Origin of the sequence: Tritonibacter horizontis, assembly GCF_001518015.1 — a bacterium.
GTDB classification, from domain to species: domain Bacteria; phylum Pseudomonadota; class Alphaproteobacteria; order Rhodobacterales; family Rhodobacteraceae; genus Epibacterium; species Epibacterium horizontis.
The window spans coordinates 148,839-175,362 of the sequence record NZ_LPUY01000012.1 but is presented as its reverse complement, the minus strand read 5'-3'; the positions used below and the strand labels follow the sequence as shown (position 1 = coordinate 175,362).

General features: G+C 59.9%; 25 protein-coding genes and 3 pseudogenes. 17 read left to right on the top strand and 11 right to left on the bottom strand.

The features are described 5' to 3' along the window. Window positions 1-15: 15 nt before the first annotated feature. Both TRIHO_RS02930 and TRIHO_RS02925 read right to left on the bottom strand, forming a co-directional pair. Window positions 16-1,266: a GAF domain-containing sensor histidine kinase gene (locus TRIHO_RS02930; protein WP_068240258.1), complete on the bottom strand. Its 1,251-nt coding sequence runs from the start codon at window positions 1,264-1,266 to the stop codon at window positions 16-18. Window positions 1,267-1,591: 325 nt separating this feature from the next. Further along, window positions 1,592-1,885: pseudogene (locus tag TRIHO_RS02925) on the bottom strand (transposase); the annotation flags it as partial. 284 nt (window positions 1,886-2,169) lie between these two features. On the opposite strand from TRIHO_RS02925, the gene TRIHO_RS02920 reads away from it, so the two are divergent. Together TRIHO_RS02920 and TRIHO_RS02915 are read left to right on the top strand one after the other, a co-directional pair. Continuing rightward, entirely contained in the window at window positions 2,170-2,802 is a 633-nt protein-coding gene (locus TRIHO_RS02920; protein ID WP_068240254.1) for an exopolysaccharide biosynthesis protein, read from the top strand. A 160-nt stretch (window positions 2,803-2,962) separates the two neighbouring features. Next, window positions 2,963-3,577 carry a BON domain-containing protein gene (locus TRIHO_RS02915; RefSeq protein ID WP_068240252.1) on the top strand — a complete coding sequence of 205 codons (615 nt, stop codon included), beginning with the start codon at window positions 2,963-2,965 and terminating at the stop codon, window positions 3,575-3,577. A 152-nt stretch (window positions 3,578-3,729) separates the two neighbouring features. Here the strand turns inward: TRIHO_RS02915 and TRIHO_RS02910 are convergent, their stop codons facing one another. From TRIHO_RS02910 to TRIHO_RS02890, 4 genes are all read right to left on the bottom strand, one after another. Next, entirely contained in the window at window positions 3,730-3,990 is a 261-nt protein-coding gene (locus TRIHO_RS02910) for a hypothetical protein (protein WP_068240250.1), read from the bottom strand. Between the two features lie 393 nt (window positions 3,991-4,383). After that, on the bottom strand, window positions 4,384-4,566 hold the full coding sequence (locus tag TRIHO_RS02900) for a DUF3008 family protein (protein ID WP_068240246.1): 183 nt from the start codon (window positions 4,564-4,566) through the stop codon (window positions 4,384-4,386). A gap of 378 nt (window positions 4,567-4,944) precedes the next feature. Beyond that, window positions 4,945-5,799, bottom strand: a complete 855-nt coding sequence (locus TRIHO_RS02895; protein WP_068240244.1) for a glucose 1-dehydrogenase — start codon at window positions 5,797-5,799, stop codon at window positions 4,945-4,947. A 257-nt stretch (window positions 5,800-6,056) separates the two neighbouring features. Then, window positions 6,057-6,980, bottom strand: coding sequence for a PRC-barrel domain-containing protein (locus tag TRIHO_RS02890; protein ID WP_068240242.1), 924 nt, complete (start codon window positions 6,978-6,980; stop codon window positions 6,057-6,059). Window positions 6,981-7,897: 917 nt separating this feature from the next. Here TRIHO_RS02890 and TRIHO_RS02885 point away from each other — a divergent pair. Next, window positions 7,898-9,100, top strand: coding sequence for an APC family permease (locus TRIHO_RS02885; protein ID WP_232367695.1), 1,203 nt, complete (start codon window positions 7,898-7,900; stop codon window positions 9,098-9,100). Here the strand turns inward: TRIHO_RS02885 and TRIHO_RS02880 are convergent. From TRIHO_RS02880 to TRIHO_RS02860, 5 genes are all read right to left on the bottom strand, one after another. Further along, window positions 9,019-9,546, bottom strand: coding sequence for a type II toxin-antitoxin system YhaV family toxin (locus TRIHO_RS02880; RefSeq protein WP_068240240.1), 528 nt, complete (start codon window positions 9,544-9,546; stop codon window positions 9,019-9,021). The two genes, TRIHO_RS02885 and TRIHO_RS02880, sit on opposite strands and share 82 nt — an antisense overlap. Continuing rightward, window positions 9,543-9,686 (bottom strand): AbrB/MazE/SpoVT family DNA-binding domain-containing protein, encoded by a 144-nt coding sequence (locus tag TRIHO_RS23790; protein WP_165595873.1) that lies wholly within the window; start codon window positions 9,684-9,686, stop codon window positions 9,543-9,545. Before TRIHO_RS23790 ends, TRIHO_RS02880 begins: the two co-directional genes overlap by 4 nt. A 426-nt stretch (window positions 9,687-10,112) precedes the next feature. After that, window positions 10,113-11,240 carry an RNA polymerase sigma factor gene (locus TRIHO_RS02870; protein ID WP_232367694.1) on the bottom strand — a complete coding sequence of 376 codons (1,128 nt, stop codon included), beginning with the start codon at window positions 11,238-11,240 and terminating at the stop codon, window positions 10,113-10,115. A 110-nt stretch (window positions 11,241-11,350) separates the two neighbouring features. After that, window positions 11,351-11,713, bottom strand: a complete 363-nt coding sequence (locus tag TRIHO_RS02865) for a YciI family protein (RefSeq protein WP_068240237.1) — start codon at window positions 11,711-11,713, stop codon at window positions 11,351-11,353. Between the two features lie 33 nt (window positions 11,714-11,746). Next, window positions 11,747-12,139, bottom strand: coding sequence for an MAPEG family protein (locus TRIHO_RS02860; RefSeq protein ID WP_068240235.1), 393 nt, complete (start codon window positions 12,137-12,139; stop codon window positions 11,747-11,749). 651 nt (window positions 12,140-12,790) lie between these two features. On the opposite strand from TRIHO_RS02860, the gene dgoD reads away from it, so the two are divergent. The 14 genes and pseudogenes from dgoD to TRIHO_RS02790 all read left to right on the top strand — a co-directional run bounded on the left by dgoD (window position 12,791) and on the right by TRIHO_RS02790 (window position 26,442). Next, window positions 12,791-13,963 (top strand): galactonate dehydratase, encoded by a 1,173-nt coding sequence (dgoD, locus tag TRIHO_RS02855; protein ID WP_068240232.1) that lies wholly within the window; start codon window positions 12,791-12,793, stop codon window positions 13,961-13,963. Window positions 13,964-13,968: 5 nt separating this feature from the next. After that, a complete protein-coding gene (locus tag TRIHO_RS02850) occupies window positions 13,969-14,730 on the top strand; it encodes an SDR family oxidoreductase (protein WP_068240230.1) in 762 nt (253 codons plus the stop codon). 27 nt (window positions 14,731-14,757) lie between these two features. Continuing rightward, window positions 14,758-15,732 (top strand): substrate-binding domain-containing protein, encoded by a 975-nt coding sequence (locus tag TRIHO_RS02845; RefSeq protein ID WP_068240228.1) that lies wholly within the window; start codon window positions 14,758-14,760, stop codon window positions 15,730-15,732. Between the two features lie 59 nt (window positions 15,733-15,791). After that, a pseudogene (locus TRIHO_RS02840) lies at window positions 15,792-17,327 on the top strand (sugar ABC transporter ATP-binding protein). Next, entirely contained in the window at window positions 17,324-18,313 is a 990-nt protein-coding gene (locus tag TRIHO_RS02830; RefSeq protein WP_068240223.1) for an ABC transporter permease, read from the top strand. Before TRIHO_RS02840 ends, TRIHO_RS02830 begins: the two are co-directional and overlap by 4 nt. A gap of 6 nt (window positions 18,314-18,319) precedes the next feature. Next, window positions 18,320-19,066, top strand: a complete 747-nt coding sequence (locus tag TRIHO_RS02825) for a FadR/GntR family transcriptional regulator (protein WP_068240221.1) — start codon at window positions 18,320-18,322, stop codon at window positions 19,064-19,066. Window positions 19,067-19,313: 247 nt separating this feature from the next. Beyond that, window positions 19,314-20,234 carry a sugar ABC transporter substrate-binding protein gene (locus TRIHO_RS02820; RefSeq protein ID WP_068240219.1) on the top strand — a complete coding sequence of 307 codons (921 nt, stop codon included), beginning with the start codon at window positions 19,314-19,316 and terminating at the stop codon, window positions 20,232-20,234. A 121-nt stretch (window positions 20,235-20,355) separates the two neighbouring features. After that, window positions 20,356-21,885 carry a sugar ABC transporter ATP-binding protein gene (locus TRIHO_RS02815; RefSeq protein WP_082704990.1) on the top strand — a complete coding sequence of 510 codons (1,530 nt, stop codon included), beginning with the start codon at window positions 20,356-20,358 and terminating at the stop codon, window positions 21,883-21,885. Then, window positions 21,882-22,880: an ABC transporter permease gene (locus TRIHO_RS02810; protein WP_068240215.1), complete on the top strand. Its 999-nt coding sequence runs from the start codon at window positions 21,882-21,884 to the stop codon at window positions 22,878-22,880. Before TRIHO_RS02815 ends, TRIHO_RS02810 begins: the two co-directional genes overlap by 4 nt. Continuing rightward, entirely contained in the window at window positions 22,877-23,281 is a 405-nt protein-coding gene (gene rbsD, locus TRIHO_RS02805; protein ID WP_068240214.1) for a D-ribose pyranase, read from the top strand. Before TRIHO_RS02810 ends, rbsD begins: the two co-directional genes overlap by 4 nt. Further along, complete coding sequence (locus TRIHO_RS02800; RefSeq protein ID WP_232367693.1) at window positions 23,278-24,222, top strand: ribokinase; 945 nt, start codon at window positions 23,278-23,280, stop codon at window positions 24,220-24,222. The genes rbsD and TRIHO_RS02800 overlap by 4 nt, the downstream gene beginning before the upstream one ends. 41 nt (window positions 24,223-24,263) lie before the next feature. Next, a complete protein-coding gene (locus TRIHO_RS02795) occupies window positions 24,264-25,280 on the top strand; it encodes a LacI family DNA-binding transcriptional regulator (protein ID WP_068240212.1) in 1,017 nt (338 codons plus the stop codon). Between the two features lie 137 nt (window positions 25,281-25,417). Beyond that, a pseudogene (locus tag TRIHO_RS24385) lies at window positions 25,418-25,558 on the top strand (IS5/IS1182 family transposase); the annotation flags it as partial. Between the two features lie 221 nt (window positions 25,559-25,779). Further along, window positions 25,780-26,442 carry a TetR/AcrR family transcriptional regulator gene (locus TRIHO_RS02790; protein WP_068240210.1) on the top strand — a complete coding sequence of 221 codons (663 nt, stop codon included), beginning with the start codon at window positions 25,780-25,782 and terminating at the stop codon, window positions 26,440-26,442. The last annotated feature ends 82 nt before the right edge of the window (window positions 26,443-26,524 follow it).

Below are 26,524 nucleotides of genomic sequence, written 5' to 3'. Positions count from 1 at the left end.
GAGAACAGGCTAACTTCAAATCGCCGACTTTTCAGGGGAGCACGTCATTATCCTGAAGCTAAATGTCGTCACATCGCGTTCGCATACGACCTCTATCCGGCCGTTATGCGCGGTGGCGATGGAAGATACGATATAGAGCCCAAGCCCAAGCCCTTCTCCCGCTGCGTGGACGCCGCGCTGGAACGGTTTGAACAAATCTTGGCGTAATTCCTCGGGTACGGCGGCGCCCTGGTTGGCGACATTAATTTCGACGCCATTCTCATCGATAAGGCCCTGAACGCCGATGGGCGTGCCGGGCATGCTGTATCGAACGGCATTGGATAGAAGATTTGAAATCGCTTGTGCGACGCGCGGTGCGTCGCAGCTCACCGGTCGGTCGAAATTCAGATCAAGTTTGATCTCATGCTCGGGGTTTGCCGCCCGGCATTCCTCGACTACCTGCGTTATCGCCTCGGTCAGCGGAGCATTGTGCTGCGCAGAAATGCGAATGCCGCCGCCCAAGCGGGCCTTGGCGTGAAGCATGATATTTTCTATCAAATCGTTCATGCGGCGCAGCGAGGATCGCATCATCGGAAGTAATTTCTGCGCTTTTTCCGTCATGGGTTCGGTGCCCAGATGCCTAAAGCCAGCGTCAAGTGCAGCAATGGGATTTCGCAGATCGTGCCCCAAAACAGCGACGAATTCCTCTTGGATCTGGTTTAGCTTCCGCTCGTGTGCGATCATCTCCTCATGTGCTTCCAGGAGCTCTTCTGTCTCGAGGCTTTGACCGATAATGTCGGCAAACATCTCCAGCATCGCTACTGAACGCGGTTGTTTTACGTTGCGGGGCTCTGGGTCGATTGCGCAAAGTGTGCCAAAGAACGTCCCGTCACTCCGAAGAATCGGGATCGAGGCGTAACTCACAATGCCAAACTTGGCCGCAATAGGATGATCTCGATAGACGTCATCAGTCGCGGTGTCGTTGAAGATAACCTTGTTTGAGGTGTCTCGTACGGATTGACAGAACGTCGACTGGATTTCGATCTCGTCGCCCGGTTGCACGCCGAAATTGACCTCGTCAACGGTTCGGCACGCGACCCAATGGTCGTCGGTCACCCGAGCGACAGCAGCAAACCGCATATTTGTAGCTAGCATGACTGTTTCGAGGATTGTGCCAATCAAAGTACTATCGGCAAGCATCTCGATATCCGTCTGGAACTTGTGCGTTCCTTCCAAAAAAGCAGCGTGATCCTGTATGGTTGCTTGCCGCACCGCTTTATCGTTCACTCTGGTTTCCTCACGCTAGGTCTTGCAACATGGAGGGCATCCAATCTGATAAGCATTCGAGGCGCATCCTAAACGAAACGATAGTTGGACCTGCGTTGTATATGCAAGACTTCGGCGCTCTCCAATGCGACCATGGTACGAGAAATGCTATGTTCAAGTGTTCCAGAAACATCGGACTTAGCTGACCATCAATGATGGTCTGACCATGAGCGGCATAGTATGTGCAGCATATCGGGCCAGAGCTAGGCTCCAGACTCAGTGAATTTCTCAGCCAGAACAAGACAATTGCAGCGAGCAGGATGGCGGAGAAGAAGGTTTCCGGGCATCAGTCGTATCGAGTGGCGACACGCCTCCAGTCCTTCGAGCGCCCGAACATGATCTCGATGCGGGTGCGCCGTTTGTAGCGCCGCTTGTGGTATTTCACGGATTTCTTGCGGGACTCTCGACCGGGGATGCAAACCTTTATCCCCTTGTCTTTCAACGGGTCTCTGAACCAGCCGACGTCATAACCCCTGTCGCCCAGAAGCCATCCCGCCATTGGCAGGCTGCTCAGCAGGGCCGCAGCGCCGGTGTGATCACTGACCTGCGCGGCCGACATAAAGAACCCGATCGCCCGCCCGTCGGGAAAACGATCCTCCGAACTTTCACGCCCATGCTGGTCGCGGTGCGGCGGTCCTTCAAATATGTCGCACGGATTACTTGAGCATGCCCAGAAGGTCTTGAGTGGGATCGGCCCAACTGGCTGAGGTCCGTTGCCAGCAGAACGGCGATCTTTCGGGCTTGGGCCAGGAGCATGGGTTGGTTGTGGGCGTGGCGGTTGGCCAGAGGCGAATTCGCGGGTCTGACTGGAACATCTGATGTGACCGGACGTTTGCTGTTGGTGGCACACAGCGGAGGAAAGTCATGACCGTCGAAGGCAGAACGGAACAAAGCGCCAGCGCGGACAGCGGACCATCTGCGGTCGTCACTCTGGTGCAGCGGCTTCATGACATGTCCTTTGATGACGACAAGATCACGCTTGATCGGCTTGCCAGAGAAATCGGCGCCCAGGGACATGCGCCGCTTCTGATGGTCATCGCCGTCTTCATGATCCTGCCAATCGGGATGATTCCGGGCATCGGCGGCGCACTCGGAGCGCTGGTGGCCCTGATCGGGCTGCAAATGCTGCGTGGTCGCGAGGGCGTCTGGGTGCCGGAATTTCTGGGACGGCGCGAGGTGCCCGGCAATCGCATTCGCTCCGCGATGCGCCGGATCCAACCTGCCGCCGAGTGGGTCAAACGGCGCCTGCATCCCAGATGGGTAACCCTGGCGGACGGGCAGGTTTCCCTGACGGTTATCGCCGTGATCCTGATCCTGGCGGGAGGATCGCTGATCGTTCTCGGCGCGATCCCGATTGCAACGCCGCTGATCGGCCTTCCGGTGGCCATCATGGCGTTTGGCATTCTGGGGCGCGATGGGGTCGTCGTCGCTGCGGGATACGCCTTGATCGGGTTGACCTTTGGTGCGGTCCTGCTGCTGCGCGGCGGCGGCGCGTGAAATACTGTGCACCGCCGCCGGAAAGCGCCGACACGCGCATCGGCAAGACAACGCGCAACCGGCGCGAACCCGGAGGTGATCGGGAACATCCCCCGCAGCAGCCTGTTTCTCAAACAGTGCAACCGCCGATCACTGGTCGGCAAATTCAGGAGGAAATGACATGGCCAGACGCTATGAAAACATGACCGAAGAAGAGGCGCGCGAAGACATGTTGCGTCGCACTCGCGGCAATGATCGTGATCGCGACCGGCATGAAGAGGGCAGCCGCTGGATGGATCCGTTTGGCTATGGACGCGGCATCATGCCCGGAGGTTTTGCCTGGCCGTTCCTGCCCACGGCACATCCCGGCCCGGGCTACGGTCCCCGCTCCGGTGCCTATGACGACCGGCGGCGCGACCGTCTCAACCCTTATGACGGCGGGCGCAACCGCTATGACATTGAAGAGCGCGGGTTCCTGGATCGCGCGAGCGATGAGGTGGCATCCTGGTTCGGGGATGATGCGGCTGAGGCGCGGCGGGAGGTAGACCACCGCGGACGCGGCCCCAAGCACTATGTGCGCTCGGATGCCCGGATCGAGGAAGACGTCCATGACCGGCTGACTGATGACGCGCTGGTGGATGCCCGCGAGGTGACCGTTTCGGTGAAAGATCGCGAAGTCACGCTGGACGGGACGGTGGATTCTCGTAGGGCAAAGCGGCGCGCCGAAGACTGTGTCGACAGGGTATCCGGCGTGGTCCATGTCCAGAACAACCTGCGTGTGCATAGCTCCGCCTGAAGCAGGCGCTGCGAGGGCGGATTGACCTCCGCCCTTCTGCCTGCCGCGCACCATCTGCGCCGCAAGGGAGGCGCAGATGGTGCGCAAGGCGTTCGGAGGCGAGCCATGAGCGGTGCCGGACGAGCGCCTGGAATTGGGCACGGTCGAATGGCTTATTGTTCGATGTCGACCTCCGGATCGCCGGGCTGGACCGTTTGCGTCGGCGCGGTTGTCGGGACCTCGATATCGCCCTCCTGGATCTCTGCGGGAACCGGCCGGTTGCTCTCGACTTCCTGTTCCGGTGCATCATCAACCAGATTCACAACCCAGTACAGGATCAGACCGACCCCGAAGATCGCAACAAGACCGATTCCGATCAGAGGACCGCGATGACGGCGCTTTTGTTTGTTCAGATTGGTGTCTGGAGCACTCATTTCATCTCTCCTTCTTCCTTTGACAGGAAACCTCCCGCGCGTTGAAAGGTTCCATGGAACGCGCAGCGCCAGACCAGGCGGCGCCCGGCAGCAGGTCATGTGTGCGGGATATCTGCAGTTCCGGCGCGGCATTCTTGAACGCTGTCTCTTCCGCCAGTGGCATCCGGCTGCGAGATCTGCCAACCATTGCCGCGCTGTGCCGGGATATGCGGTACTGGAAGCGCGAAGCGAAACTGACGGGGTGACAGAGCGAACAGAAATCAGGGGAGGGCAGGCGGGACCTTCTTCTCCGGACCGGTTCCTCCCTCACCGGATGTTCCTGAGGGTCCCGATAGAAAACACCCCGGACCGCAGCGACGGTCCGGGGTGTTTTCTATCGGCCTGAGGTGGCGTTTACTTTACGTGCTCGGGCTTGCCCTTGCGGTTACCGCTGGCGAAATCCTCCAACTGATCTTCGGTCATGGAGTCGTACATTTCGCGAGCCGCCCCCTGAAGGTCCTCCTTGTCGGTGTCGCCACGCTTGGCAGAAAGCGCCGCACCTGCGGCTTTTTGTTGGGCTTTCGATTTGGCAGGCATGATAGATCCTCCGGTTCGGGTTCTGGACTTGCATCAGATAGTTGGTTGTACGTTGCGGGGGCATTCGGCCTTCAACGCTTTGGAGGCGCCTCTGCAGGCGGTGATTTAGGCGTTTCATCCGGCGCCGGCGGAACCTCCTGGGGAATATCGGGCGACGGGGCTTCCAGCGGCGGTTCGGGCGGGGTCGTATCCGGTGCCGATGGCGGCGGAACGTCCGGTCCCAGTGGGCCCGGGCGGAAGAGTTTTTCTACTGCAGGTGCCATGATGGCTTGCCCTTTCTTCAAAGACATCGACAGACCACCTTCGTGGCCCTGTGTGGGTGAGCGTCATACCTCGCGGGACCTCCGGGCCTCGCGGCACGACTGCGCAAAAGCCGGATCAGATCATCGCCTGACCGCCCGTGACCTCGATCGTCGCGCCAGCCGTGTAGCTGGACAGAGGGTCAGCCAGCATCACATATGCCGTTGCAAGCTCGGCCGGCTGTGCGGGGCGGCCAATAGGGCGGTCCGCGCCGAAATGCGCCACCGCATCGGCGGGCAGTGTCGATGGGATCAGCGGTGTCCAGACCGGGCCCGGCGCCACGCAGTTCACGCGGATGCCGCGCGGGGCCAACATCTGAGCAAGACCGGCGGTGTAATTCTGGATGGCCCCCTTGGTCGCCGCATAGGCCAGCAGCCCGGGGTTGGGCTTGTCGGAGTTGATCGACGCGGTATTGATGATCGCCCCGCCCTTGCGCATCACCGGCACAGCCGCCTTGCAGAGATAGAACATGGCATGGATGTTGGTGCGGAAGGTCATGTCCCACTCTTCATCCGAGATGTCCTCCAGCGTTTCGAAATGCATCTGATGTGCGGCGTTGTTCACAAGGATATCAAGCCGACCAAAGGCTTCATGCGTATCACGCACCAGTGCCCGGCAATGATCGCCGTCCTGAATGTCGCCTGGCATCACATAGGCGCGCCGCCCGGCCTCTTCGACAAGACGGCGGGTCTCGGCGGCTTCCTCGTCTTCGTCCAGATAGGAAATCATCACATCCGCGCCCTCGCGGGCAAAGGCCAGCGCGACGGCACGGCCGATGCCACTGTCGGCACCGGTAATCAGCGCAGCCTTACCTGTCAGCTTGCCGGATCCCTGGTAGCTGTCTTCGCCGTGGTCAGGCTTTGGCTCCATCTGATCCGTATCGCCGGGCAGGTTTTGAGGCTGTTCGGGGAATGGCGGTTTCGGGTGGTTCATCTCGGACCTCCTGACGTGGTTGGGTTGTTGAAGGAGCCACTCAGACAGGGGGCGTGTTCCCGACAGAGGCAGTCGCGCCGCTCCTGTGCGCCGGGTGTGAGCGGTTCATAGCGCAAGCTGTCCCTGAAACGGGCAGGCCATCGCCTACGCGCGATGTCCCATCGATTGGGGTGCGGTCGTGACGGGCAGAAAGGGGTGCGGATCACCGCACCCCTTGCGCCTGGCGGGATGTATTCCCGATCATTGGATCGACGATCTTAACTCTCGTCCCAAGCTTTCATCGATTCCAGTTGCTCCTCGGTGGCGTTCACATAGGCCCGCAGGTCATCGCCGCCAACGCGGACAATTTCGACCTGGCTAGGCTTTATGGCCACGGCTTTTTCGCCAATCCCGAGGAAGCCACCGACGTCAAGAATGATGGCGTCCATCTTGCCATCTTCGCTCAGGGACAGGTCGCTGACTTCGCCGACCCACTCCTCGTTGGACCCATAGGCGGCTGCGCCGAGCAGCTCATCCGTGGTCAACTGCGCCAGCTCGACGTCGCGGGTCTGGCTGGTGCGCTCTTCTTCCCACATCCGGGCCTCTTCGGTTTCGCTTGCGCGGCGCCAACCTTCGTCCCGGGCGCGGGCTTCGTCAAAGGTCTCGGACTGACCGAAGGTGGATTTGTCACCGGAGTAAACCAAGACGAATTCGCCTTCATCGTCAGAATCCTCAACGAAGCGGATCTGGTTTATCGAAATCTGTTTTTCGGTCTCTCCCATGCCCAAGAAACCCCCGGCGTCGACGATCAGACCCTGGACCTCACCGTCGCGGCTCAGCAGGACATCATCGACCTCACCGACCATCTGCCAGTCGTCCTGAACATCAGAGACGGCACCGATGTGCCCGGCAACAGTGGTATCTTGGCTGCGGTGCTCGATGGTTTCGCCGTCGGTGGCCGTGTTGGACGCGGTATCGGTTGGCAGATTGGTGCCGTAGTCCGCGGTGTCATTGTCAGACATTGCGCCTGCGGAGTCAGAGTGTGGCATGTAGATCTGGTGATCCAGAAGGTTGCTTACCTTGATCTCCATTTGTTGCATCTGTTCATAGCCATTGGTCTCTGCCGTGGACATCGTGTCCTGTGCGGCCACGGGCAGTGCGATCATCGTGGCGAGAGCGGTGGTTGTGAAAAGATGTTTCATAAGTGTCTCCTCGTATAGAGTTACTCGGATACAGGGCGTGCGCCTGTCGATAGGCCAACGCATCAATCCGTCTCCTGTTTCATCGCGACGAAATTTTTTTGCCTCTCCAGCACAACTACCTGAATCCTTTCATCTATTTTCCTTTGTGAAACCTGTCGCCGCATCCCTGATTGCGTCCAGGCGTGACGTTTTTCGGATTGAGACGCAGGACTACTCAACGAAATATGGTTGGAGACTTATTTTCATCCCGCTCTCGGCGCGTGGCATCGCCAGGGCCGCTTTGACGGCGTTCCGGGTGGCACGCTGGATCGACGGGCAAGGCATTGCCGCCGTTGCAACCGAAAGAGGGGGCGGGGAAGCGCCACGGCGGACGGCCAGCGGCTCATCAGCATCATCCAGCCGCGGGCCGGATTGCGACGGGCAAAAAATGTGGAACCTTTTAGGACCAGCGGCGTTTTCACACATGTGCCCTTCTGTGTCGGCAGGGGGAACCCGTTGTTTCGAACATGGAGCCGATTTGCGCAGTCGTTTTCTCCCCCTTCTGGCGCTTGCAGGCTGCGGCCGTGCGCAATCCTCTCTGAACATTGCCGGGGAGGATGCGGCCGCGATTGGGCAGCTGTTCCTGGTCATGCTTGTCGGAGCCTGTGTGCTTTGGCTCCTGCTCAATGGTGCGTTTTTCTATGTGTCTCGCGTTGCGCCAGGGCGCTTTGGTGCTCATCTCGCCCGGCCACTGCTGATCGGGGGCGGGATTGTTCTGCCTTCAATCATCCTGACTGTGCTTCTCATATGGGGGCTGTCGCTTCTACCCGATCCGCGCCAGCCGGGCGATGGGTTGGTGGTGCATGTCACCGGCGAGCAATGGTGGTGGCGGGTGGAATACTGGCCCGAAGGGGCTGAGACACCTATCGTCTCGGCCAATGAGATACGCCTGGCTGCCGTTTCTAGTCGCATTTGTCGTCGCAGCGCTGACCGCCTGCAGTTATCTCGAACTGGTCACCAAATATCCCAAGGCAGCAGGGGCCGCACTCTATACGCAAAAGGCCTTTGGTCTTCATTTCGTGACCTTCCTGGTGGCTTTTGCGGTGATGGCCTCGGGGTTGACCTCGTCCTCGACCGCGGCGCGGGCCTTTGCGGAGAACCTCTCAACTGGTTTCGCACTGGAGCTCGGGAGTTGGGCCATTACCCTGATCGGCCTCGGTTTTGTTGCGATAATTGCATTGATCAACATGCGCGGTGTCGGGGAAAGCGTTCTTGTCAACGCCGTCTTCACCTGCATCGAGCTGACCGGCCTGATCATCATTCTCGGCATCGGCTTGTTGTTGTTTGGCGCTGGCGAGGCCGACATCGGTCGGGCCTTCACCTTTGACAGCAGCGATGGCGGCACATTCTGGCCCGTCATTGCCGGGACAACGCTGGCATTCTTCGCCATGGTCGGGTTCGAAGACTCCGTGAACATGGCCGAAGAAACCACAAATCCAAGCCGCAACTTCCCCAAGATGCTCTTTGCCGGCCTGGGCATCGCCGCAGTGCTTTATGTGCTGGTCTCGATCGTCGCGATCTCCATCGTTCCGGTTGAAGAACTCGCCGAGGGTGACACCCCGCTGCTGAAGGTCGTGGAGGCAGGCGCGCCTGGATTTCCCTCGTGGATCTTCGGGCTGATCACGATGATCGCCGTCGGCAACTCTGCTTTGATCAACCTCTTGATGGCAAGCCGGCTGGTTTACGGCATGAGCCAGGAAGCTGTGCTGCCCTCCGTGCTTGGAAAGGTCAACCGCCGTCGGCAGACGCCGGTAACCGCGATCCTGTTCACCACTGCGCTGGCCGCAGGTCTGATCACCTTTGTCGGAGCTGTTCCACAACTTGGCGGCACCACGGCGTTGTTGCTTCTGGCGGTTTTCGCCGTGGTCAACATCGCGGCCCTTGTCCTGAAGAAAGACAAGGTCGAGCACATACATTTTCGCACGCCGGTCTGGGTGGCTGTGGCCGGTGCGGCGACCTGCGCCTTCCTGGTGGGGCCGTGGACAGGCCGCGATCCGGCTCAGTACGGGATTGCCACGGCACTGATCGGCATTGGCCTTCTGCTCTGGATCGTGACGCGGATCTGGATGCGATCTGAATAGCCTTTGCCACCGTGCGCGCGATGACACGCAAAAGGCGGGGACCACCGGATGGCCCCCGCCCGCGCGCCGCAAAGTCCCGGCTGTTTCTGCTCGGGCAACGCCCATGCGATCACGATGACCTTTGCACCGCTGTTGAACCGGTAGAACAACTGATACTGTTGGAAGAATTTCGCCCGGAACCAGTGCTTGCGGTGATCGCCGAGTGTGCCGCCTTGCCGGAAGGTCGCGGCACCCGGATCCGCCGGTATGGCCTCGGTCACCAGCTTGAAGAGACCGGCCAGCCGTTTTGTGCAATTTTTGTTGCGCCAGGTCTTGGGGTCGCGCACCTTACGTGCCTCGACCTCCAGGGTCAGCCCTTCGAACTGGTCCAGAAAGAGTGGATGCCCATAAATCGACCATCCATTCACGACGAGTGACGCTGGGGTGGGCGCGGGATCGCCAGTCATTCATCCTCAAGCGTAAGCGGCGCATCGAGATCGACGTCAACGTCACCGACCAGTGCTGCAAGACGGTCATGCAATGCCCCGTCGAACGCCCGAATACGGTTCGGATGCGCCTTGATACCGATCTGTGAGTTTCGATGCATCTTGTGCGACCGCTGTCATGGCAGTCTCCTGATAGAGAAGGGTCTTTGCTGGCTGCTTATTTTCACTGCCCTGTCAAAATTGGCCGCGAGATCTGCTGTCGCAGGACCGAGTCACACCCGGCGCCCTAGAGCGGGAACGATGAACCTTTCCAGTCGAGGCGGGCGCTTTTAGCGGTTTGGTGGGCGAAGCGCCACGGCAGCGGAAAGACGCTCCGTGAAAGCCTGTTTTGTGCGGACCGCGTTGGTACACCCACAGGCCGGAGGGGCGGAGAGCGGGAATTTCTGCGATCCGCGTGAAGGTCCGCTTTGCGGATGAAACAGGGGGGTATCTCAAACGTATGGGTCTCAGCTTTCAACATCAGCGTTGCGACTGCGGCTGTTTGGACGCTGATCATCCACTGTGATTTGAGAGCTGCAACAATCAGGTTACTGCGGCAGGGCGGCCAATCGACGCTCCAAAAAAAGTGCCTCCGCCTGCCCCGGGGCCGTCGCTATGGCATGTCGATAGGCGGCGGCAGATTGCGTGTATCGGCCCGTCTTGGCGAGCAATGCTGCGCGTGTGGCGTGCCATGGTTGAAAATTTGATAGCTGATCGGCAAGGCTTTCGACCCAATCAAGCGCATGCTCTGCCTGCCCTGCTTCCGCCATTGCAACCGCCGAATTGAGAGCGACGACAGAGGTCGGTTCATACTGCCAAAGCGCGCGATAAAGGGCCGCTATTTGCGGCCAGTCAGGAGCGGGGTCGACCATTTGGCAATCGGCGATTGCGGCCTTGATCTGAAAAGGCCCTACGTTGCGCCTCTTTGCTGCGCGCGCCAGTAGAGCGCGGCCTTCAGTGATCCGCGCGCTATCCCAAAGAGTGCGATCTTGTTCCGTCGGCGGCAGGCTTGCACCATCGTCGCCGATACGCGCCGCTCGACGCGCTGCCGTCAACAGCATCATGGCCATCGCCCCCTCGATCTCGGCGTCATCGGGGTGTAGCTGATCGATCAATCGCATTAGATATTCGGCTTCAAGACACAAATCGCGCGGCTCATTGGGTCCTGCGATGTATCCGGTGGTGAAAATCAAATAGACGGTCGTCAACACAGCATCTAGGCGGGCTGGCCAAATTTCGGGGTCCGGTACGGCAAAAGGGATACCTGCCGCCGAGATCTTTGCTTTGGCTCGGCTCAATCGTTGGCCCATCGTCGTGTCATTGTCCAAAAAGGCGCAGCCGATTTCGACTGTGGTCAGACCGCAAACGGTGCGAAGGGTCAATGCGACACGCGATTTGGGCTCCAATGCAGGGTGACAGCAGGCGAAGATCAAGCGCAACCGGTGATCGGGAATAACGTCAGCATCAGGGGCGGTCCCACCCTCAGTCAAAATCGCCAGCGCTTCAGTTTGAAGCTTACTGCGTTTCGCACTGCGCAGTCGGTCGATGGCCTTGCGCCGCGCCACCTGCAGCAGCCAGCCTTGCGGCGATCTGGGCAAACCTGATCGCCCCCAATGCTTAAGCGCCGAAACGGCAGCCTCTTGCAAGACATCTTCGGCAAGACTGAGGTCGCGCAAGCCTGCCGCCAGCGCCGCTATCAACCGTCCCCGATCCAGCCGCATCACGCGGTCGAGCTCTTTTGACACCGCGATGGTACGGCTTGTGGAACCGGGGACGGTGTTGGTCATCAATCGCCTGCCGGATTGTAGTCCATCATAGGCCGCACTTCGACCGTGCCATAGAGCGCTGCGGGCACCATGGCCGCATAGGTCAGCGCCGTATCCAGATCAGGCACGTTAATTATATAGTATCCGCCCAGATGCTCGCGGGTTTCGGCAAAGGGACCGTCCATGGTTTCCACACGACCGGCACGCACGCGCAGCGACGTCGCCGTTTCGACGCCTTGTAAGCCTTCGCCACCTTTCAAGACACCATCGGTCTTAAGTCTCGCGCTCAGCGTGGCATATCCCGACATCATCTCGTCAAATTCAGGCGTCCCGTATGCGGGTTCTTTCATCGGATCACCGTAGAGAAGTAGCATATAGTCCATTGGGTTAGTCCTTTTTGAGAAAGCTGTGTTGGCCTATTGGCCGAGGATTTGATGACAGATACATAACAACGCAGTGAGAGCGGCAAGGATGTTGGTGCCGTTGCCGACATAGCGCAGCGGATGACTTACCGTGTCCGGCGTCAGTCCAAAGGGATGCACGATGCGGCCAACCAGCAGCAGCGCGCCTGAGATGTGCAGCCAGACTGCGGGCGTTCCCATGCCTTCGGCCAGGATCATCATGATCAGCACAAAAGCCGACCATTCCGCGCAATTGCTGTGCTGCCGGATGCGCTGCAACAGCATCGGATTGCCGCCATCGCCAAAGGACACGCCAGTGCTGCCACGTGCTGCCGAAACGCGAAACCATAAGACAAGATAAATCACGGCCACCGGCAGTGCGTAGAGGGGGGTAATAGCAAAAACCATTCTTGCTCCTTCGAGTTTGAAGTTTGATACCCCAAGGACGCTTCACGTTTGCAGTTTTCGACATTTCCAAAAATTATTTTGGTAGTCAGCCTGATCTTTTTGCACAGCCGCAAAACACCACGTCTGATGCTTCCACAGCTTCCGTTCAAATTCCCAGGAGTTGTTAGGAGGTTTGGCATCGCACGGCCAAGCGGACATTTGGGTATCACAGCGCTGTGCGAAAGCCTCCGCGCCTCAATGCGCACTCCGTGGCAGTCTGTGGGGCAGAGTGATAGCCTAGCTTTTGCGGCTACACAGATCAAAGTCTCGTAAGATAGATTATGTTAATTATTGACGGATGACGCTCCTGTTCTGAGAGGACCTCTCCAAACAGGATGCTGGTGAGCCCCCCTCGAGCTTGTCCGCAGGGAACACAAACTGCGCGGAAAGATGGTCGATATGGACGGATTTCACCCCACTGCCTGAATAGGCCCCGGACAGTTCGGCGACGAAATCATCCGAAACCGCCGTCGCGCGCAGAGTTCCATTGGGTGTCGCGCCACCGCAAGACGCCCGCCCGTGAGGCCATCAAATCCGTGTCGCACTCCGAGGTTGGTATTGACAGGTCTCATGATCGATACTTAATTATACTACAATTACTGAGGAATCATCGTGCAGATAACCAGGATCTCGGCGATCGTCTGCAATGCCGAAATGCGCAACTGGGTGTTTATCCGAGTTGAAACAGACGTGCCCGGTCTGATCGGCTGGGGGGAAGCCACGCTGGAATGGAAAACACGTGCGGTGACCGGAGCCATTGCGGATATCGAGCCACTGCTTATCGGGCAGGACCCACGCGATATTGAACAGTGCTACCAGATCATGACCCGCCATGGATTCTGGCGCATGGGTGTGATCGGGATGTCCGCGATCAGTGGGATCGAGATCGCGCTTTGGGACATCCTCGGCAAATCTCTGGACACGCCGGTCTGGCGATTGCTTGGGGGTAAAGTGCGCAACCATCTGCGCACTTACACGCATCTTGGCATGGGCAACATGACCTCAGTTTACGAAACGGATGGCGCGCAGGAACTGGCAGAGCGCGGCCGCGCCGTTGTTCAGGCCGGGTATGACGCGGTCAAGGTCGTCTCGATCCCCTATGTGCACTATATCGCTCCGAACCGCGCCATCGACCGTGTGGGCGAGGCTGTCGATACCTTGCGCGCCGAAGTTGGGCCGGAGGTCGACATAATGGTCGATTTTCATGGCCGCCCCAGCTCCGCCTCTCTCGCACGCGAATTCCTCAAGGTTCTTGAACCCGCCCGGATCCTCTTTGCCGAAGAACCTGTGCCGCCAGAAAATACCGCTGCAATGGCCGACCTTACGCGGTCATCGCCGGTGACCATCGCGGGGGGCGAACGGCTCATTGGTCGGGCAGATTTTGATGCGGCGCTCAGGGCTGGGGCCTTTCACATCGCGCAGCCGGATATCGTGCATGTCGGCGGTCTGTGGGAGGCAAAGAAGATCGCGGCCATGTGCGAAACCGCAGGGGTCGGGGTGGCGCCGCATAATCCGCTGGGACCCATCGCCGGGGTCGCGGCACTGCACTTCGGGGTGTCGACCCCCAACCATATCATCCAGGAAGAAATGGTTGGCGCGGTGCCCTGGTATGACAGCGTCGTCAAATGGCCCATCGATAAAGTCGCCGGGCGCTGGGAGCTGCCGGAGAAACCGGGCTTGGGGCTGGAGGTCGACGAGGCGGAAGTCGCCGGCCACCCTTTTCAGCAGGAAGTGCTTCATACCCGCAACGCGGTGTTGCCTGACGGCACCGTCGTGGATTGGTGAGCGTCATGACGGGACGCTTGCAGGACAAGATCGCCATCGTCACCGGGGCTGGCCGGGGCATCGGCGCGGCAATCGCCCGGGCCTTCGTCTCCGAAGGGGCACAGGTCGTGGTCGCCGAACTGGACGCGGCGACAGGGACAGCCGTCGCCACAGAGGTCGGCGGGTACTTTTGCCGCTGTGACGTGACAGTGCAGACGGATGTCGACAGGACGATCCGCGAGACTCTGGATCGCTTCGGACGGATCGACGTGCTTGTGAACAACGCCGGGGCCAACGTGTTTCACCGCCCCCACGAAATGCCGCGGTCCGAATGGGCGCGGTGCATGGCTCTGGATCTCGAAGCTTGCTGGGCCATGGCAGAGGCAGTGCTGCCCGACATGCGCAGCCGCCGCGCGGGGGCGATCATCAACATCGCCAGCACCCACGGCTTCAAGATCATCCCCCACACCTTCCCCTATCCGGTGGCCAAACACGGGCTGATTGGGCTGACCCGGTCGCTGGGGATCGAATACGCCGCAGAGGGGCTGCGCGTGAACGCGATTGCCCCGGGCTATGTCGATACCGAAATCGCCCGAAACTATTGGGCGGGTTTCGCCGATCCCGCCGCCGAACGACAGCGCGCCGAGGATCTGCATCCGCCACGCCGGATCGGCCGACCAGAGGAGGTCGCCATGACAGCCGTGTTCCTGGCGTCAGACGAAGCCCCATTCATCAACGCCGAGACAATCACAATCGACGGAGGCCGCTCGGCGTTGTTCCACGACTGAACCACACTTTCATTGGGAGGAGAAACCATGAAACACCTGAAATTGACCGCTGCCTGCATTGCCGGGCTGATCGGTCCGCTTGGAGGCGCTGCGCAGGCAGAGGCCCTCAAGATCGGCTACATCAACAAGATGGGCGATCACCCCTGGTTTGTGGCCGAGGTTTCGGGCGCGGCTGAGGCCGCCGAGGCAGGCGGCGCAGAGTTCGTCAGCCAGGACGTTCAATTCAACGCCGACCTTGCGATCACCACGCTGGATACCATGATCGGTGACGGTGTCGACGGCATCGCCATCGTGGTGCCCGACCGGGCGCTTGGCCCGGTGGTCGCCGCGCGCGCCGCAGAGGCCGGCGTTCCGCTGATCGCGGTGGATGACGACATCCAGGACCAAGACGGCAACCCAGTGCCCTATGTTGGCCTCAACGCCTTTGCCATCGGGGAACGCGTCGGCGAAAACCTTGCGAAGTTCTACGAGGACAGCGGCTGGGACAAGGGCTCGGTCGGGATTGTGTCGATCGAGGACCGCAAGGCCGACACCTGCATGCAGCGCAACGGCGGGGCCGAGAAGGCGCTGCTGGCGCAGTCGGACCTGACGGAAGAGCAAATCGTGCGCGCAGCCTATGACAACACCATGGTCAACGCCATCGACGTGATGACCACCACTCTGACCGCAAACCCGCAGTACGATCACTGGATTTTCTTTGCCTGCAACGATGACGGGGTGCTGGGAGCGGCTCGGGCGATGGAGAACTCAGGCTATGCGGCAGAGGCCGGCATTGGCATCGGCATCGACGGCAGCCGCGCCTGCGACGCCTTCGGCAATGCGCGCAGCTCGGCGTTCAGGGGGACCATGTGGCTGAACTCCGCGAACCACGGGCGCGACGCGGTAAACCTGCTCCTGGCGTCGATCAAGGACGGCACGCCGCTGCCGATGGCGACCTATTCCGATCCGGAATTTGTCACCCTGTCCAACTTCGACGACTACTCTGACCGGCTCTGCAACTGACCGGCGCGGGCGGGCGGCCTTGCGCCGCCCGCAACGACCTGACCCTGAAGGAGAGCCTCATGACGACCCCCTTTTTGCGGATCGACGGGCTGAGCCGGCATTTTGACCCGGTGCAGGCCCTCACCGACATCACCCTTGAGTTTCATCTCGGCGAAGTCCTGGCGCTGGTGGGCGAGAACGGCGCCGGTAAATCCACCATGATGCGCCTGCTTGAAGGCGTGTTCCCTCCGACCCGTGGCAGCATCCATATCGACGGGCGCCCGGTCAGCTTTACACAGCCCCGCGAGGCCCATGCGGCCGGGATCCGGGTGATCCATCAGGAGCCCGAGATCGTGCCCGATCTGACCGTGGCCGAGAACATTTTTGCCGGCGACTTGCCGCGTAAGGGCCGCCATTTCCTTGACTGGTCCCGGCTCTATGCGGACACCGAGGCGCGGCTCACGTCCTTTGGTATGGCAAAGGAACTCCGCCCCCGGCAGCTCTGCGCCGGTCTCGGCCCTGCCCAGCGTCAGATGATCGAAATCATGCGCGCGGTGCAGGCGGGCGGCAAGTTGATCGCCTTTGACGAGCCGACGTCTTCGTTGACCGACGAAGAGACCGGCCGCCTGTTCACCCTGATCCGGCGCCTGCGCCGGGAAGGCGTCGCGGTGATCTATATCTCGCATCGGTTGGCAGAGATTACCGAACTGGCCGACCGTGTGGCGGTGCTGCGGGACGGCAGATTGGTCGACGACCTGTCGGCTGATGGGATCACGGAGGCGCAGATCACCCGGCTGATGGTCGGGCGGCCTCTGTCGGATATGTTCCCTGCCCGCGCCCCCGCGACCGGCGATGTCATTCTCGATGTTGCGGGCATGAGCACCGACCACGTCTCTGATGTCACCCTGCAACTGCGCGCGGGTGAGGTCCTGGGCATTGGCGGGCTGATCGGAGCCGGGCGGTCCGAACTGGCCAAGGGTATCTTTGGCTTTCACCGCCGCACTGCCGGGGCGGTCCGCGTTGGCGGCAAAGATCTGCCCGCGGGCGATACCGCAGCGGCCATCGCCGCCGGTATCGGTTTTGCCCCCGAGGACCGCAAAGAAGAAGCCCTGCTGCTGATGCAGACCATCCTTGAAAACGCCGTGCTTTGCGTACCAAAAAAGGTATCAACCGGTGGCTTCTTCAGTCGGGCCAAGGCGCTGTAGCTGATTTCCGGTATCTCGAAACAGATGCGGCTCAAGGCGTCATCACTGGACGCCCCGATCACCTCGCTGTCGGGCGGCAACCAGCAGAAGGTGGTCCTGACCCGCTGGCTGGCGAGCGATCTCAAAGTGCTGATCCTGGATGAGCCGACCCGAGGCATCGACGTGGGCGCGCGGTCTGAAATCTATGACCTGATCCGCAGCCTGACCGACACTCAGGGGCTGGGCGTCATCGTCATTTCGTCAGAACTGCCGGAACTGCTCGGCCTTTCCGACCGCGTGCTCGTGATGGCCGAGGGCGGCATTCGTGCGGCATTCGACCGCAGCCAAGCGACCGAACAAAACATCATGGCCGCGGCCATCCCCCTTGGGCAGCGCACTGCCGGGGCACAACTCGAAGGAGCGGACCAATGACCGACCACACCACCAACACCCCAAACGAAGGGATCAGCATGCACCGTGTCATTGAACGTATCGGCATCCACAACATCAGCCTGCTGGTGGCTCTTGTCGGGCTTCTGGTCATCTTTGGCGTGCTGCGCGGCGATGTTTTCTTTTCGACGCGCAACCTCTTGAACATCGGCATGGGCGTGGCGATCCTTGGCGTTCTGGCGATCTCGCAGACCGGGGTGATCGTTTCCGGCGGACTTGATATCTCGGTCGGTTCGATCGTCGGCTTGACGACCGTCGCCACCGCGATGACGATCCAGGCGACCGATATGGCGGGGCTGGGCCTGTTGGCGGGCATCGTGATCGGCGGACTGGCCGGTCTGGTGAACGGGCTGCTGATTACCTACGGGCGGATCAACGCGGTCATCGTGACGCTGGGCACCATGGCGATCTTTCGCGGCGTCGCTTTCATCCTGTCGAACGGCCAGTCGATCTCGATCTTCAACGACTCGTTCCGCTGGATCGGAACCGGTCGCATCCTTGGCCTGCCTGCTCCGATCTGGGTCCTGATCGCGGTTGCCATCGGGTTTTATACCTTCATGCACAAGAGCATCGTCGGCCGGAACTACTATGCCATCGGCGGCAACCCCATCGTGGCGCGTCTGTCCGGCCTGAAGATCCCAAATTACCGCGTTGCCATCTACGTCGTGTCAGGCGTCATGGCGGGCGTGGGTGGCATCCTGCTGGCCGCGCGCACCGGGTCGGGCCAGCCGATTTCCGGTTCCGACGGCCTGGAACTGGAGGCAATCACGGCAGCGTTCCTTGGTGGATGCGCGATGCAGGGCGGCCGGGGGACCGTGGTCGGTGCGCTGCTTGGGGTTGCCATCATCGGCGTTCTCAACAATGGCATGATCCTGACTGCGGTTCCCACCTTCTACCAGATGCTGGCAAAGGGAACGCTTCTCATCCTTGCCGTTTTTCTGGCAGAGTACCGTTTGAACAAGAACTGAGGACGCATGGCGATCAACAAGGCGAAACCTGCCCCCCCGCGCCAACGCGAAATGGTGACCAGTACGCTGGCGCAAAGGATCCTGTCGGGCGAGTTTTCGCCCGGCAGTCGGTTGCCGACTGAAGCAGAGATGAGCGAGGAGATGGCCGTCAGCCGCACGGCGCTGCGCGAAAGCGTGCGGACCCTGGCCGGCAAGGGCCTGATCGAGAGCCGTCCCCGCATCGGCACTGTCGTCCTGCCGTCAGAGCAGTGGAACCACCTGGACAGCGACATCCTTGCCTGGCGCGAACGATTGCCACCAGACGTCAATTTCATCCGCGCGCTGACCGAGGCCCGGCAAGTCATCGAACCGGCCGCCGCAGAAATGGCCGCGCTACGGGCGGACGGGACCGACCTTGGCCGGATCCAGACCGCCTATGACCGCATGTGTGCCGGCCAGACCGACGACATCGAGAGCACGGTCGAAGCGGACGAAGATTTTCACCTGTCCATTCTCATGGCCTCCAAGAACGAGATTTTCGCCAACTTTGGCGCGGTGATCGGCTCCGCCTTGCGCATGAGCTTTCGCCTAACCACCCCCTCGGCGCAGAACTTTTCGGCGTCTCTGGACACGCACGGTGCTGTGCTCGAAGCGATCCGGATGCGCGACAGCGCCAAGTCGCGCGACCTTATGGCCGGGTTGATCGCCCTCGCCGCCCGTGAATTAAATACTCTTGCTGCCCGCACCACATCGGCGCCGAAACCCGACCCATGAGACCGGCAGCGGCGCGGCTCTGGAACAGTCAGGACATGAGCCAATCCGGGTCGAAAACCAGTCAAGACTTTCGGTGAATTCAGAACTGATCGGCCACCTCAGAGCGGCTTGGGCTGGCTCCCCAAAAGTCTGATCCAGTATTTATGAAACGTTTCATATTGACAGGATGTGAGCTTCATGGTCACGTTCAGCATGCTTTGAGGGCGGGTTGATTCCCGCAGGGAAGCTGAATTCTTGGGAGGAAAACATGAAATTTTACAATATCGTAGCCTCGGCTGCGACCGCTCTTTCTTTGCTTGCCGCACCGGCAATTGCTGAGGACAAGCCGGTCGTTGGGCTGGTCATGAAATCACTGGCGAATGAATTTTTCCAAAACATGCTGGAGGGTGCAGAAGCTCATGCAGCGGAACGGGGTGATTACGAGCTGCGCGCCGTTGGGATGCAGAATGAAACCGACTTTGAAAGCCAGATCAACGCAGTCGAAAACTTTATCACCCAAGGCGTTGATGCCATCGTGATCGCGCCCGCAGATTCCAAGGCAATGGTGCGACCGATCAAAAAGGCCATCGCCGCCGGGATCACAGTTGTGAACTTCGACGTCTCACTGGATGCGGATGCAAAAAAGGAACAGGGGCTTGAGCTGGCCTTTGTTGGTCCTGACAATCGCGGAGGGGCAAAGATGGCCGGCGATGCGTTGGCTCAGGCATTGGGCGAAGGTGCCAAGGTGGTCATCATCGAAGGCAACCCCGGGGCGGATAACGCAACCCAGCGCCGACTTGGATTTGAGGATTCTGTCGCAGAATACAAACTCGATTTGCTGGATAGCCGCACGGCCCATTGGGAAACCGAAGAGGCAAATCAGGTGTTTTCCACGATGCTGACCGCCCACCCCGATCTTCAGGGCGTGATGGCTGCCAATGATTCCATGGCCATCGGTGTGGTCAAAGCGCTGGAAAATGCGGGACGTGACGACATTCTGGTTGTCGGGTTCGACAATGTGCCTGCCGTTGGTCCGATGATTGAAGATGGCCGGATGTTGGCCACAGTGGACCAGTTCGGTCAGAAAATGGCGGCAGATGCAATTGATCTGGCGCTTGAAGTGGTTGCAGGCGGACCCGAGCTGGAAGGCTGGGTGAAGACCAACATCGAGCTGGTCACTAAGAAGTAGATCGTCGTGCAAGGGGCGTGATCGCCGCTCGTGCGGTCACGCCCAATCGCAGCACCTTCGGAAAATCAGCAAAGTGATACCTAAAATGAACGCAGCCCAGAAAGCAGCGCCGGAGAGGCCGATGCCACAGAATATCCTGACGGTCAGTGAGCTGAAAAAGCACTTTGGCGGGGTGCGGGCATTGGATGGGGTCAGTTTTTCGCTGACGCGCGGGGAAACACACGCACTTGTCGGTGAGAACGGCGCGGGCAAATCGACATTGATCAAGACACTGTCTGGCGCGTTTCCCTTCGATTCAGGTGACATTGTTTTGGACGATGCGCCCTACCGCCCCGATAGCCCGCATGAGGCAAAAGCCCGTGGGCTCCAAGTGGTGCATCAAGAATTTAATCTGCTGAACCATTTGAGTGTCGCAGAAAATATCTCAATCGAGGCGATGCCCCGCACCCGTTTTGGCATATTGGACCGCGCCGAGATGAATCGTCGCGCCCGTGCTGCGCTGGATGCGATCGGTCTGGGCGACATTGATGTCCGCGCCACGGTGCAGTCATTGGGAATTGCACATCGGCAATTGGTCGAAATCGCCCGCGCATTGCAATCGGACAGTTCAATTCTGATCCTGGACGAACCGACAGCGACCTTGACCGAACGGGAAACCAAGCGGCTGTTTGACATCGTCGCCGATATCAAAAGCCGGGGTGTCACGGTGGTTTTTGTCACCCACCATCTGAATGAAGTCTTTGCCATTTGTGACCGGGTGACGATCTTTCGCAATGGAAAGACGATCGCGACCGAAGTGATCGCCGAGACCACCCCCGCCGCCGTCGTCCGTCATATGGTGGGCCGTGAACTGGCCACAGAGCGCAACACCTATCAGAACAGGGACATCAGCGGTAAATGTGCACTGTCGACGCACAACCTGAAGGTCGCCAGCAACCCACATCCGGAGGGGCTGGATATTGCTGTCCACTATGGCGAAATCGTCGGGATCGCCGGTCTGGTCGGCGCCGGGCGGACTGAATTTCTACGCGGCATTTTTGCCGCCGATCCGATTGTGTCAGGCCACCTGGCTCGCAACGGGACTCCCATGGTGTTCCGGTCGCCACGCGACGCCATCTCCGCGGGCATCGCCTTTGTCACGGAGGACCGTAAAGAAGAAGGCTTGATCCTGGATATGCCGATATCGGCAAATGTCTCGCTCGCCAATATGGCATCGGTGTCCGGGCACGGGCTGATGCGTTTTGGACTGGAACGGCAACGGGCCGAGGATCATCGGGCCAAGCTACAGATCAAGTGCGGCAGTGTCTCCGACGCCGCTAGCAGCATGTCGGGCGGCAATCAGCAAAAGGTCGTTCTTGCCAAATGGCTGGCCCGAACCCCCGAGGTGTTGATCCTTGACGAACCCACCCGCGGCGTCGACGTCGGAGCCAAAGCAGAGATCTACGGCATCCTGCGCAAGCTCGCGCAGGAGGGTGCCGGGTTGCTGATCGTGTCGTCGGAATTGCCCGAACTGATGACCCTATGTGACAGGATTCTCGTCATGGCAAACCACCGGATCGTCGGCAGCGTTTCAAGGGACGATTTCACAGAAGAACATATTCTCAAGCTGGCGTATGGCCAGAATGGAACCGAAGAAGGAACAATCGCATGACCACCGAAACCCGGATGCTTTCAGCCCCGTCGCGCCGCGCGGTCTCGGTGCGCGCAATCATCAATAACGCCGGGATCGGACTGGCATTGTTGGCGCTGATACTGTTCTTCTCGCTCGCGTCAGAGTTCTTTTTGACGGCCAATAATATTACCAACATCCTGACCCAGATTACGATCAACCTGATCCTCGCAGTGGGTATGACCTTTGTGATCCTGATCGGAGGCATTGATCTGTCGGTTGGTTCGGTCATGGCTTTTGCGGCCGTGGTCGCGGGCAAGGCCATCACATTGCCCGGGTTGGGTGTTGTCGAATTGATCGCGCTGGCCTGTGTGGCGGGATTGCTGACCGGCCTGATATCCGGGCTGCTGAACGGGGTTATCAGCGCCTATTGGGGGTTGCCGTCCTTCATCATCACGCTGGGAATGCTGAACATCGCCCGCGGGGCAGCGCTGCATGTGTCGGATGCCCAGACAATCTATTCCTTTCCCTTTGCCTTCGAAGAATTCGGGTCGGCGCTGATCTACGGTGTGCCGGTGGTGTTCCTGGTGGCACTGCTGATTACCCTGCTGGCGTGGTTTGTCCTGAACTGGACGGTATTTGGCCGGCTTTTGTATGGGATCGGCAACAACGAAGAAGCCGTACGACTGGCGGGGCATCATGTGTTCTGGCTAAAGGTCGCCGCGTTTACGATCTGTGGTTTCACAGCGGGCATTGCTGCCATCATCTATATGGCGCGGCTGAGCATCTCGAGCCCCATTGCCGGGATCGGATTTGAGCTGAACGCGATTGCTGCTGTCATCATCGGCGGCACCAGCCTTGCCGGTGGGCGTGGGTCGGTGATCGGGACGCTGTTGGGAGCCTTTATCATTGGCGTGCTGGCCAATGGTCTGATCCTGATCGGATTGAACGATTTCATGCGCCAAATGATCACCGGTGTGGTTATTATCGTGGCCGTTATCCTGGACCACTACCGTGCAAAGTATTCGGCGACATGAAACGTACACCTTTGTTGAACCGTCACCTGAGCGCGTTGATTGCCTCATTGGGGCATCTGGATGAAATCGTGATAGCGGATGCCGGGCTGCCAACTCCCAGGGATGTCCCTGTCATTGATCTGGCACTGGTCGCCGGGACGCCCGGGTTCCTGGATGTCCTGCGGGCCCTGAAACACGAACTGTGTGTCGAGGGGGCCATATTGGCGCAAGAGGCGGCGCCCGCACTGGTGGCCGAAGTGCAGTCGGAAATGGACGGTTGGGGCGGACCGACCCCAATTGCGATCAGCCGCCTACCGCATGCCGCCTTCAAGGCCCGAACCCCCACGGCCCGGGCCATCATCCGCAGCGGCGAGACCACGCCTTATGCCAATATTATCCTGATTTGCGGAGTGGCTTTTTGACCGTCGTTGTCGTGGGCAGTATCAACATTGACCTGACAATGTATCTGGATCGCTGGCCCGGGATCGGCGAGACGCTGACAGCGCGTGACAGTGCCGTTTCGCTGGGCGGCAAGGGGGCCAATCAATGTGTCGCGGCGACGCGGCTTGGTGCGCAAACGGCGATGCTTGGCGCGATTGGTGACGACAGCTATGGACGCGAAGCCGTGGCGGCGCTGCAGCGCGCCCATATTACCCTTGGTCTGAAAACTGTCACTGAGAGTGCGACAGGCATGGCCTGTATCGACGTCGGCCCGGAGGGGGACAATATGATCCGGCTGGCTGCGGGGGCAAATGCGACGCTAAGCTCCGCAGATGTGAGGGAGCAGGCCGCTCTTTTTAAGGACGCGCGGGTGGTGTTGCTGCAAAACGAAACCCCGCTGAACGCCGCCTTGGAGGCCGCTCGTCTTGGCCGCGAAGCTGGGGCCTGCGTGATCATGGACCCGGCACCGGTGCCTGTTCCGGTCTGGGAGACATCCGTCTTCGCTGCTTTTGATATCTTGACCCCGAACGCGGCCGAGGCCGAACACATCCTGCAAACCCCACTGAGAAGTACACAGGCCGCTTTGACGGGCGCACGGGCGTTGGCGGCCTTTGCACGCCGTGGGGCCATCCTCACCATGGGCGGCGCGGGTGTTGCATGGTGCGTGGATGGCAGCACCGGCTATTTGCCTGCTGCGGCGGTCAAGGTTGTGGATACCGTTGCCGCCGGTGACTGTTTTAATGGTGCGCTGGCATCTGGTCTGGCCCAAGGCTGGGATGTGGCCACGGCGATTGGTTTTGCGGTGCGGGCGGCAGCGCTGTCGGCCAGCCGAAAGGGCGCGCAGATATCCCTGCCCTCTCGCGCTGAAGTCGAGGCCTTCGGCACGGTGGCACTTGCGAGCGAAAATAACTCGACAGTATAAGGATCGGCACGCAGTACGGACTATCTTGGCAGGGGCCGAACATGTCGACGATCAAAGATGTGGCGAAACTCGCCGAGGTTTCGGTGGGCACGGTCTCAAAAGTGATCTCCCGCGACCCCACTGTAAAGGCTGCCTTGCGCGAAAGGGTCTTGGCCGCGATCGAGACCCTTGGGTACCGGCCAAACCATTCCGCGCGCGCCCTGCGCACCAATCGCATTGATGTGATTGGCCTCGTCGTGCCTGATATCACAAACCCGTTTTTTGCCCAGCTTGCCAAATGTATCGAAGCCGAGGCCGCGATGCGCAACCTGACCGTGATGCTGGCCAACTCCCACGACGATGAAGCCACTGAGCGGCGGCAATTGTCCACGCTGCTTGACCGCGCCCCGCGCGGCGTGATCATCGTCGCCTCGTCAGAAAGTGGCAGGTTAGAATATCAAACCGACATTCCCATTGTGTCGGTGGACCGGCGATTTCAGACCTATCCATTGATTTCGACCCACCACGCGGAGGGATCGGCGCAATTGGCAAAACACCTGATTGGCTTGGGTCATCGGCGGATCGCTTACATTGCCGGTCCGCAAAACACTCGGGTGGGGCGGGCGCGAAAAGAAGGCTTTGCGACTTTTTTCACCCGCGAGCTGGCCGCCGATCCCAACGCGTCGTTGCGTTTTTATGACGGGCATTATGACTATCAGTCGGGAGAGGATATCGGCCGTGAGATATTGGCAGAGGACCCGGCTGTGCGCCCAACCGCCATTGCCGCTGCCAGCGACCAGATCGCGATTGGGGTGATGCGTGCCGCGCGCGATCTGGATATTTCGATACCTGATCAACTGTCAGTTACGGGGTTTGACGATATTGATCTTGCCGCGTTGATCGTGCCACGGCTGACGACGCTGAAACAGCCAACGGCCGAGATTGGCGCCGCGGCGGTGTCTGTCTTGATCGCTGAGGACGAAAGTGCCGAGGATATCAAACTGCGCGGTGAAATCGTCGTGCGCGGGTCGACCGGACCGGTGAATGCTCTGCTGACCGGAAAATCTCAACGCGTCTGACATTCGCGTATCTATCCCCTCATCAAAGACCAGAAATTTCCCCCTGACTAGGGCCAGGATGGCCTTGGTGAGATATCGTTGCAGCCCCCTGAGCGGTATAGATTCACATGTCGAAACCATGCGGGTGGACGGGACAGTTGCGCAAGCCCGCCCCTGCCCGCGACCGTCCGACGAATTGGTCCAGCTACAACAATGCACTTTGAAAGCGCGGATCGCGTCTGATCTGGCTGGACAAAGAGATTACCTGGCTCGCGCTGCATGTTGGCCGCCTCGGTCGCTGACGACGAACCGAAGCATGTTCCCAAAGAGCTTCATCCAGACCCCGCTGGACGCGATCTGATCGACTGAGCCAACGCAGTCATGAGCCTGGATGTATAGCGTCGTTGATGATGTGCTGGACCGGGCCCACCGTGCCCTTCTGGATGTGCAGGCATATGGCGCTGTGGTGCGAGGCGAGGTGTGACTTGGCGAGGGCGGGCGCGTCTGGTAGCTCTGCGCCATGGACAGCAGCACTCCGAATCGTCAGGCATCTCGGTCGCGTGATCCGGAGCGCACCAAGGGAGAGATCCTGGCGGCCGCGCTGGCGGTCTTTGCGGAGAATGGCTACGACGGGGCCAGGATTCAGCAAATCTCGCACCGCGCTGGATGCAATCCCCGGCTGATCTACCATTATTTTGGCAGCAAGGACGACCTCTACCTCGCTGCGCTACGCAAGATCTATGCGGAGATCCGCTCTCGGGAGGAGGACCTCAATCTTGCGGCCCTCGCGCCGCGGGAGGCCATACTTCGGCTGGCCGAATTCACCTTCGATTTCTTTGATGGAAATGCACCATTTGTGTCCATCACCCGCAGCGAAAACCTGCTCGGTGGGCAGTACATTCGCCAGTTGCCTGAAATCAATCGGCTGTCGAATCCGCTGATTGAGAAGATTGCGGAGGTGCTGAAGCGGGGCGAGGGTACGGGAGAGATCCGGCCCGGGATCGACCCGATGCAGCTGTACATCAGCATCGTCGCACTGAGCGCTCATCACATCAACGCCGCGCATACGCTTTCAGCGACCTTCGGAACGGATCTGACAGACCCGAAGTGGCGGCAGACTCGGCGCGCCCATGTCGTGACGCTGGTCGCCGCAGCCGTGTCGAAAGAGAAATCGCAAAGTTAGCGCAGCGAAAGCGCGCAGTCTGTGCTGTGGCATATGGGGAGGTTGCATGCATTTGCCCCATTTCCTGCACAAAAAACGTGCA

Coding starts and splice junctions, on each gene's coding strand:
- TRIHO_RS02920 (WP_068240254.1), top strand. CDS start 2,170: ATGACCGTCGAAGGCAGAACGGAACAAAGCGCCAGCGCGGACAGCGGA.
- TRIHO_RS02915 (WP_068240252.1), top strand. CDS start 2,963: ATGGCCAGACGCTATGAAAACATGACCGAAGAAGAGGCGCGCGAAGAC.
- TRIHO_RS02910 (WP_068240250.1), bottom strand. CDS start 3,990: ATGAGTGCTCCAGACACCAATCTGAACAAACAAAAGCGCCGTCATCGC.
- TRIHO_RS02900 (WP_068240246.1), bottom strand. CDS start 4,566: ATGCCTGCCAAATCGAAAGCCCAACAAAAAGCCGCAGGTGCGGCGCTT.
- TRIHO_RS02895 (WP_068240244.1), bottom strand. CDS start 5,799: ATGAACCACCCGAAACCGCCATTCCCCGAACAGCCTCAAAACCTGCCC.
- TRIHO_RS02890 (WP_068240242.1), bottom strand. CDS start 6,980: ATGAAACATCTTTTCACAACCACCGCTCTCGCCACGATGATCGCACTG.
- TRIHO_RS02885 (WP_232367695.1), top strand. CDS start 7,898: ATGAGATACGCCTGGCTGCCGTTTCTAGTCGCATTTGTCGTCGCAGCG.
- TRIHO_RS02880 (WP_068240240.1), bottom strand. CDS start 9,546: ATGACTGGCGATCCCGCGCCCACCCCAGCGTCACTCGTCGTGAATGGA.
- TRIHO_RS23790 (WP_165595873.1), bottom strand. CDS start 9,686: ATGCATCGAAACTCACAGATCGGTATCAAGGCGCATCCGAACCGTATT.
- TRIHO_RS02865 (WP_068240237.1), bottom strand. CDS start 11,713: ATGGACTATATGCTACTTCTCTACGGTGATCCGATGAAAGAACCCGCA.
- TRIHO_RS02860 (WP_068240235.1), bottom strand. CDS start 12,139: ATGGTTTTTGCTATTACCCCCCTCTACGCACTGCCGGTGGCCGTGATT.
- TRIHO_RS02850 (WP_068240230.1), top strand. CDS start 13,969: ATGACGGGACGCTTGCAGGACAAGATCGCCATCGTCACCGGGGCTGGC.
- TRIHO_RS02845 (WP_068240228.1), top strand. CDS start 14,758: ATGAAACACCTGAAATTGACCGCTGCCTGCATTGCCGGGCTGATCGGT.
- TRIHO_RS02830 (WP_068240223.1), top strand. CDS start 17,324: ATGACCGACCACACCACCAACACCCCAAACGAAGGGATCAGCATGCAC.
- TRIHO_RS02825 (WP_068240221.1), top strand. CDS start 18,320: ATGGCGATCAACAAGGCGAAACCTGCCCCCCCGCGCCAACGCGAAATG.
- TRIHO_RS02820 (WP_068240219.1), top strand. CDS start 19,314: ATGAAATTTTACAATATCGTAGCCTCGGCTGCGACCGCTCTTTCTTTG.
- TRIHO_RS02815 (WP_082704990.1), top strand. CDS start 20,356: ATGCCACAGAATATCCTGACGGTCAGTGAGCTGAAAAAGCACTTTGGC.
- TRIHO_RS02810 (WP_068240215.1), top strand. CDS start 21,882: ATGACCACCGAAACCCGGATGCTTTCAGCCCCGTCGCGCCGCGCGGTC.
- rbsD (WP_068240214.1), top strand. CDS start 22,877: ATGAAACGTACACCTTTGTTGAACCGTCACCTGAGCGCGTTGATTGCC.
- TRIHO_RS02795 (WP_068240212.1), top strand. CDS start 24,264: ATGTCGACGATCAAAGATGTGGCGAAACTCGCCGAGGTTTCGGTGGGC.
- TRIHO_RS02790 (WP_068240210.1), top strand. CDS start 25,780: ATGGACAGCAGCACTCCGAATCGTCAGGCATCTCGGTCGCGTGATCCG.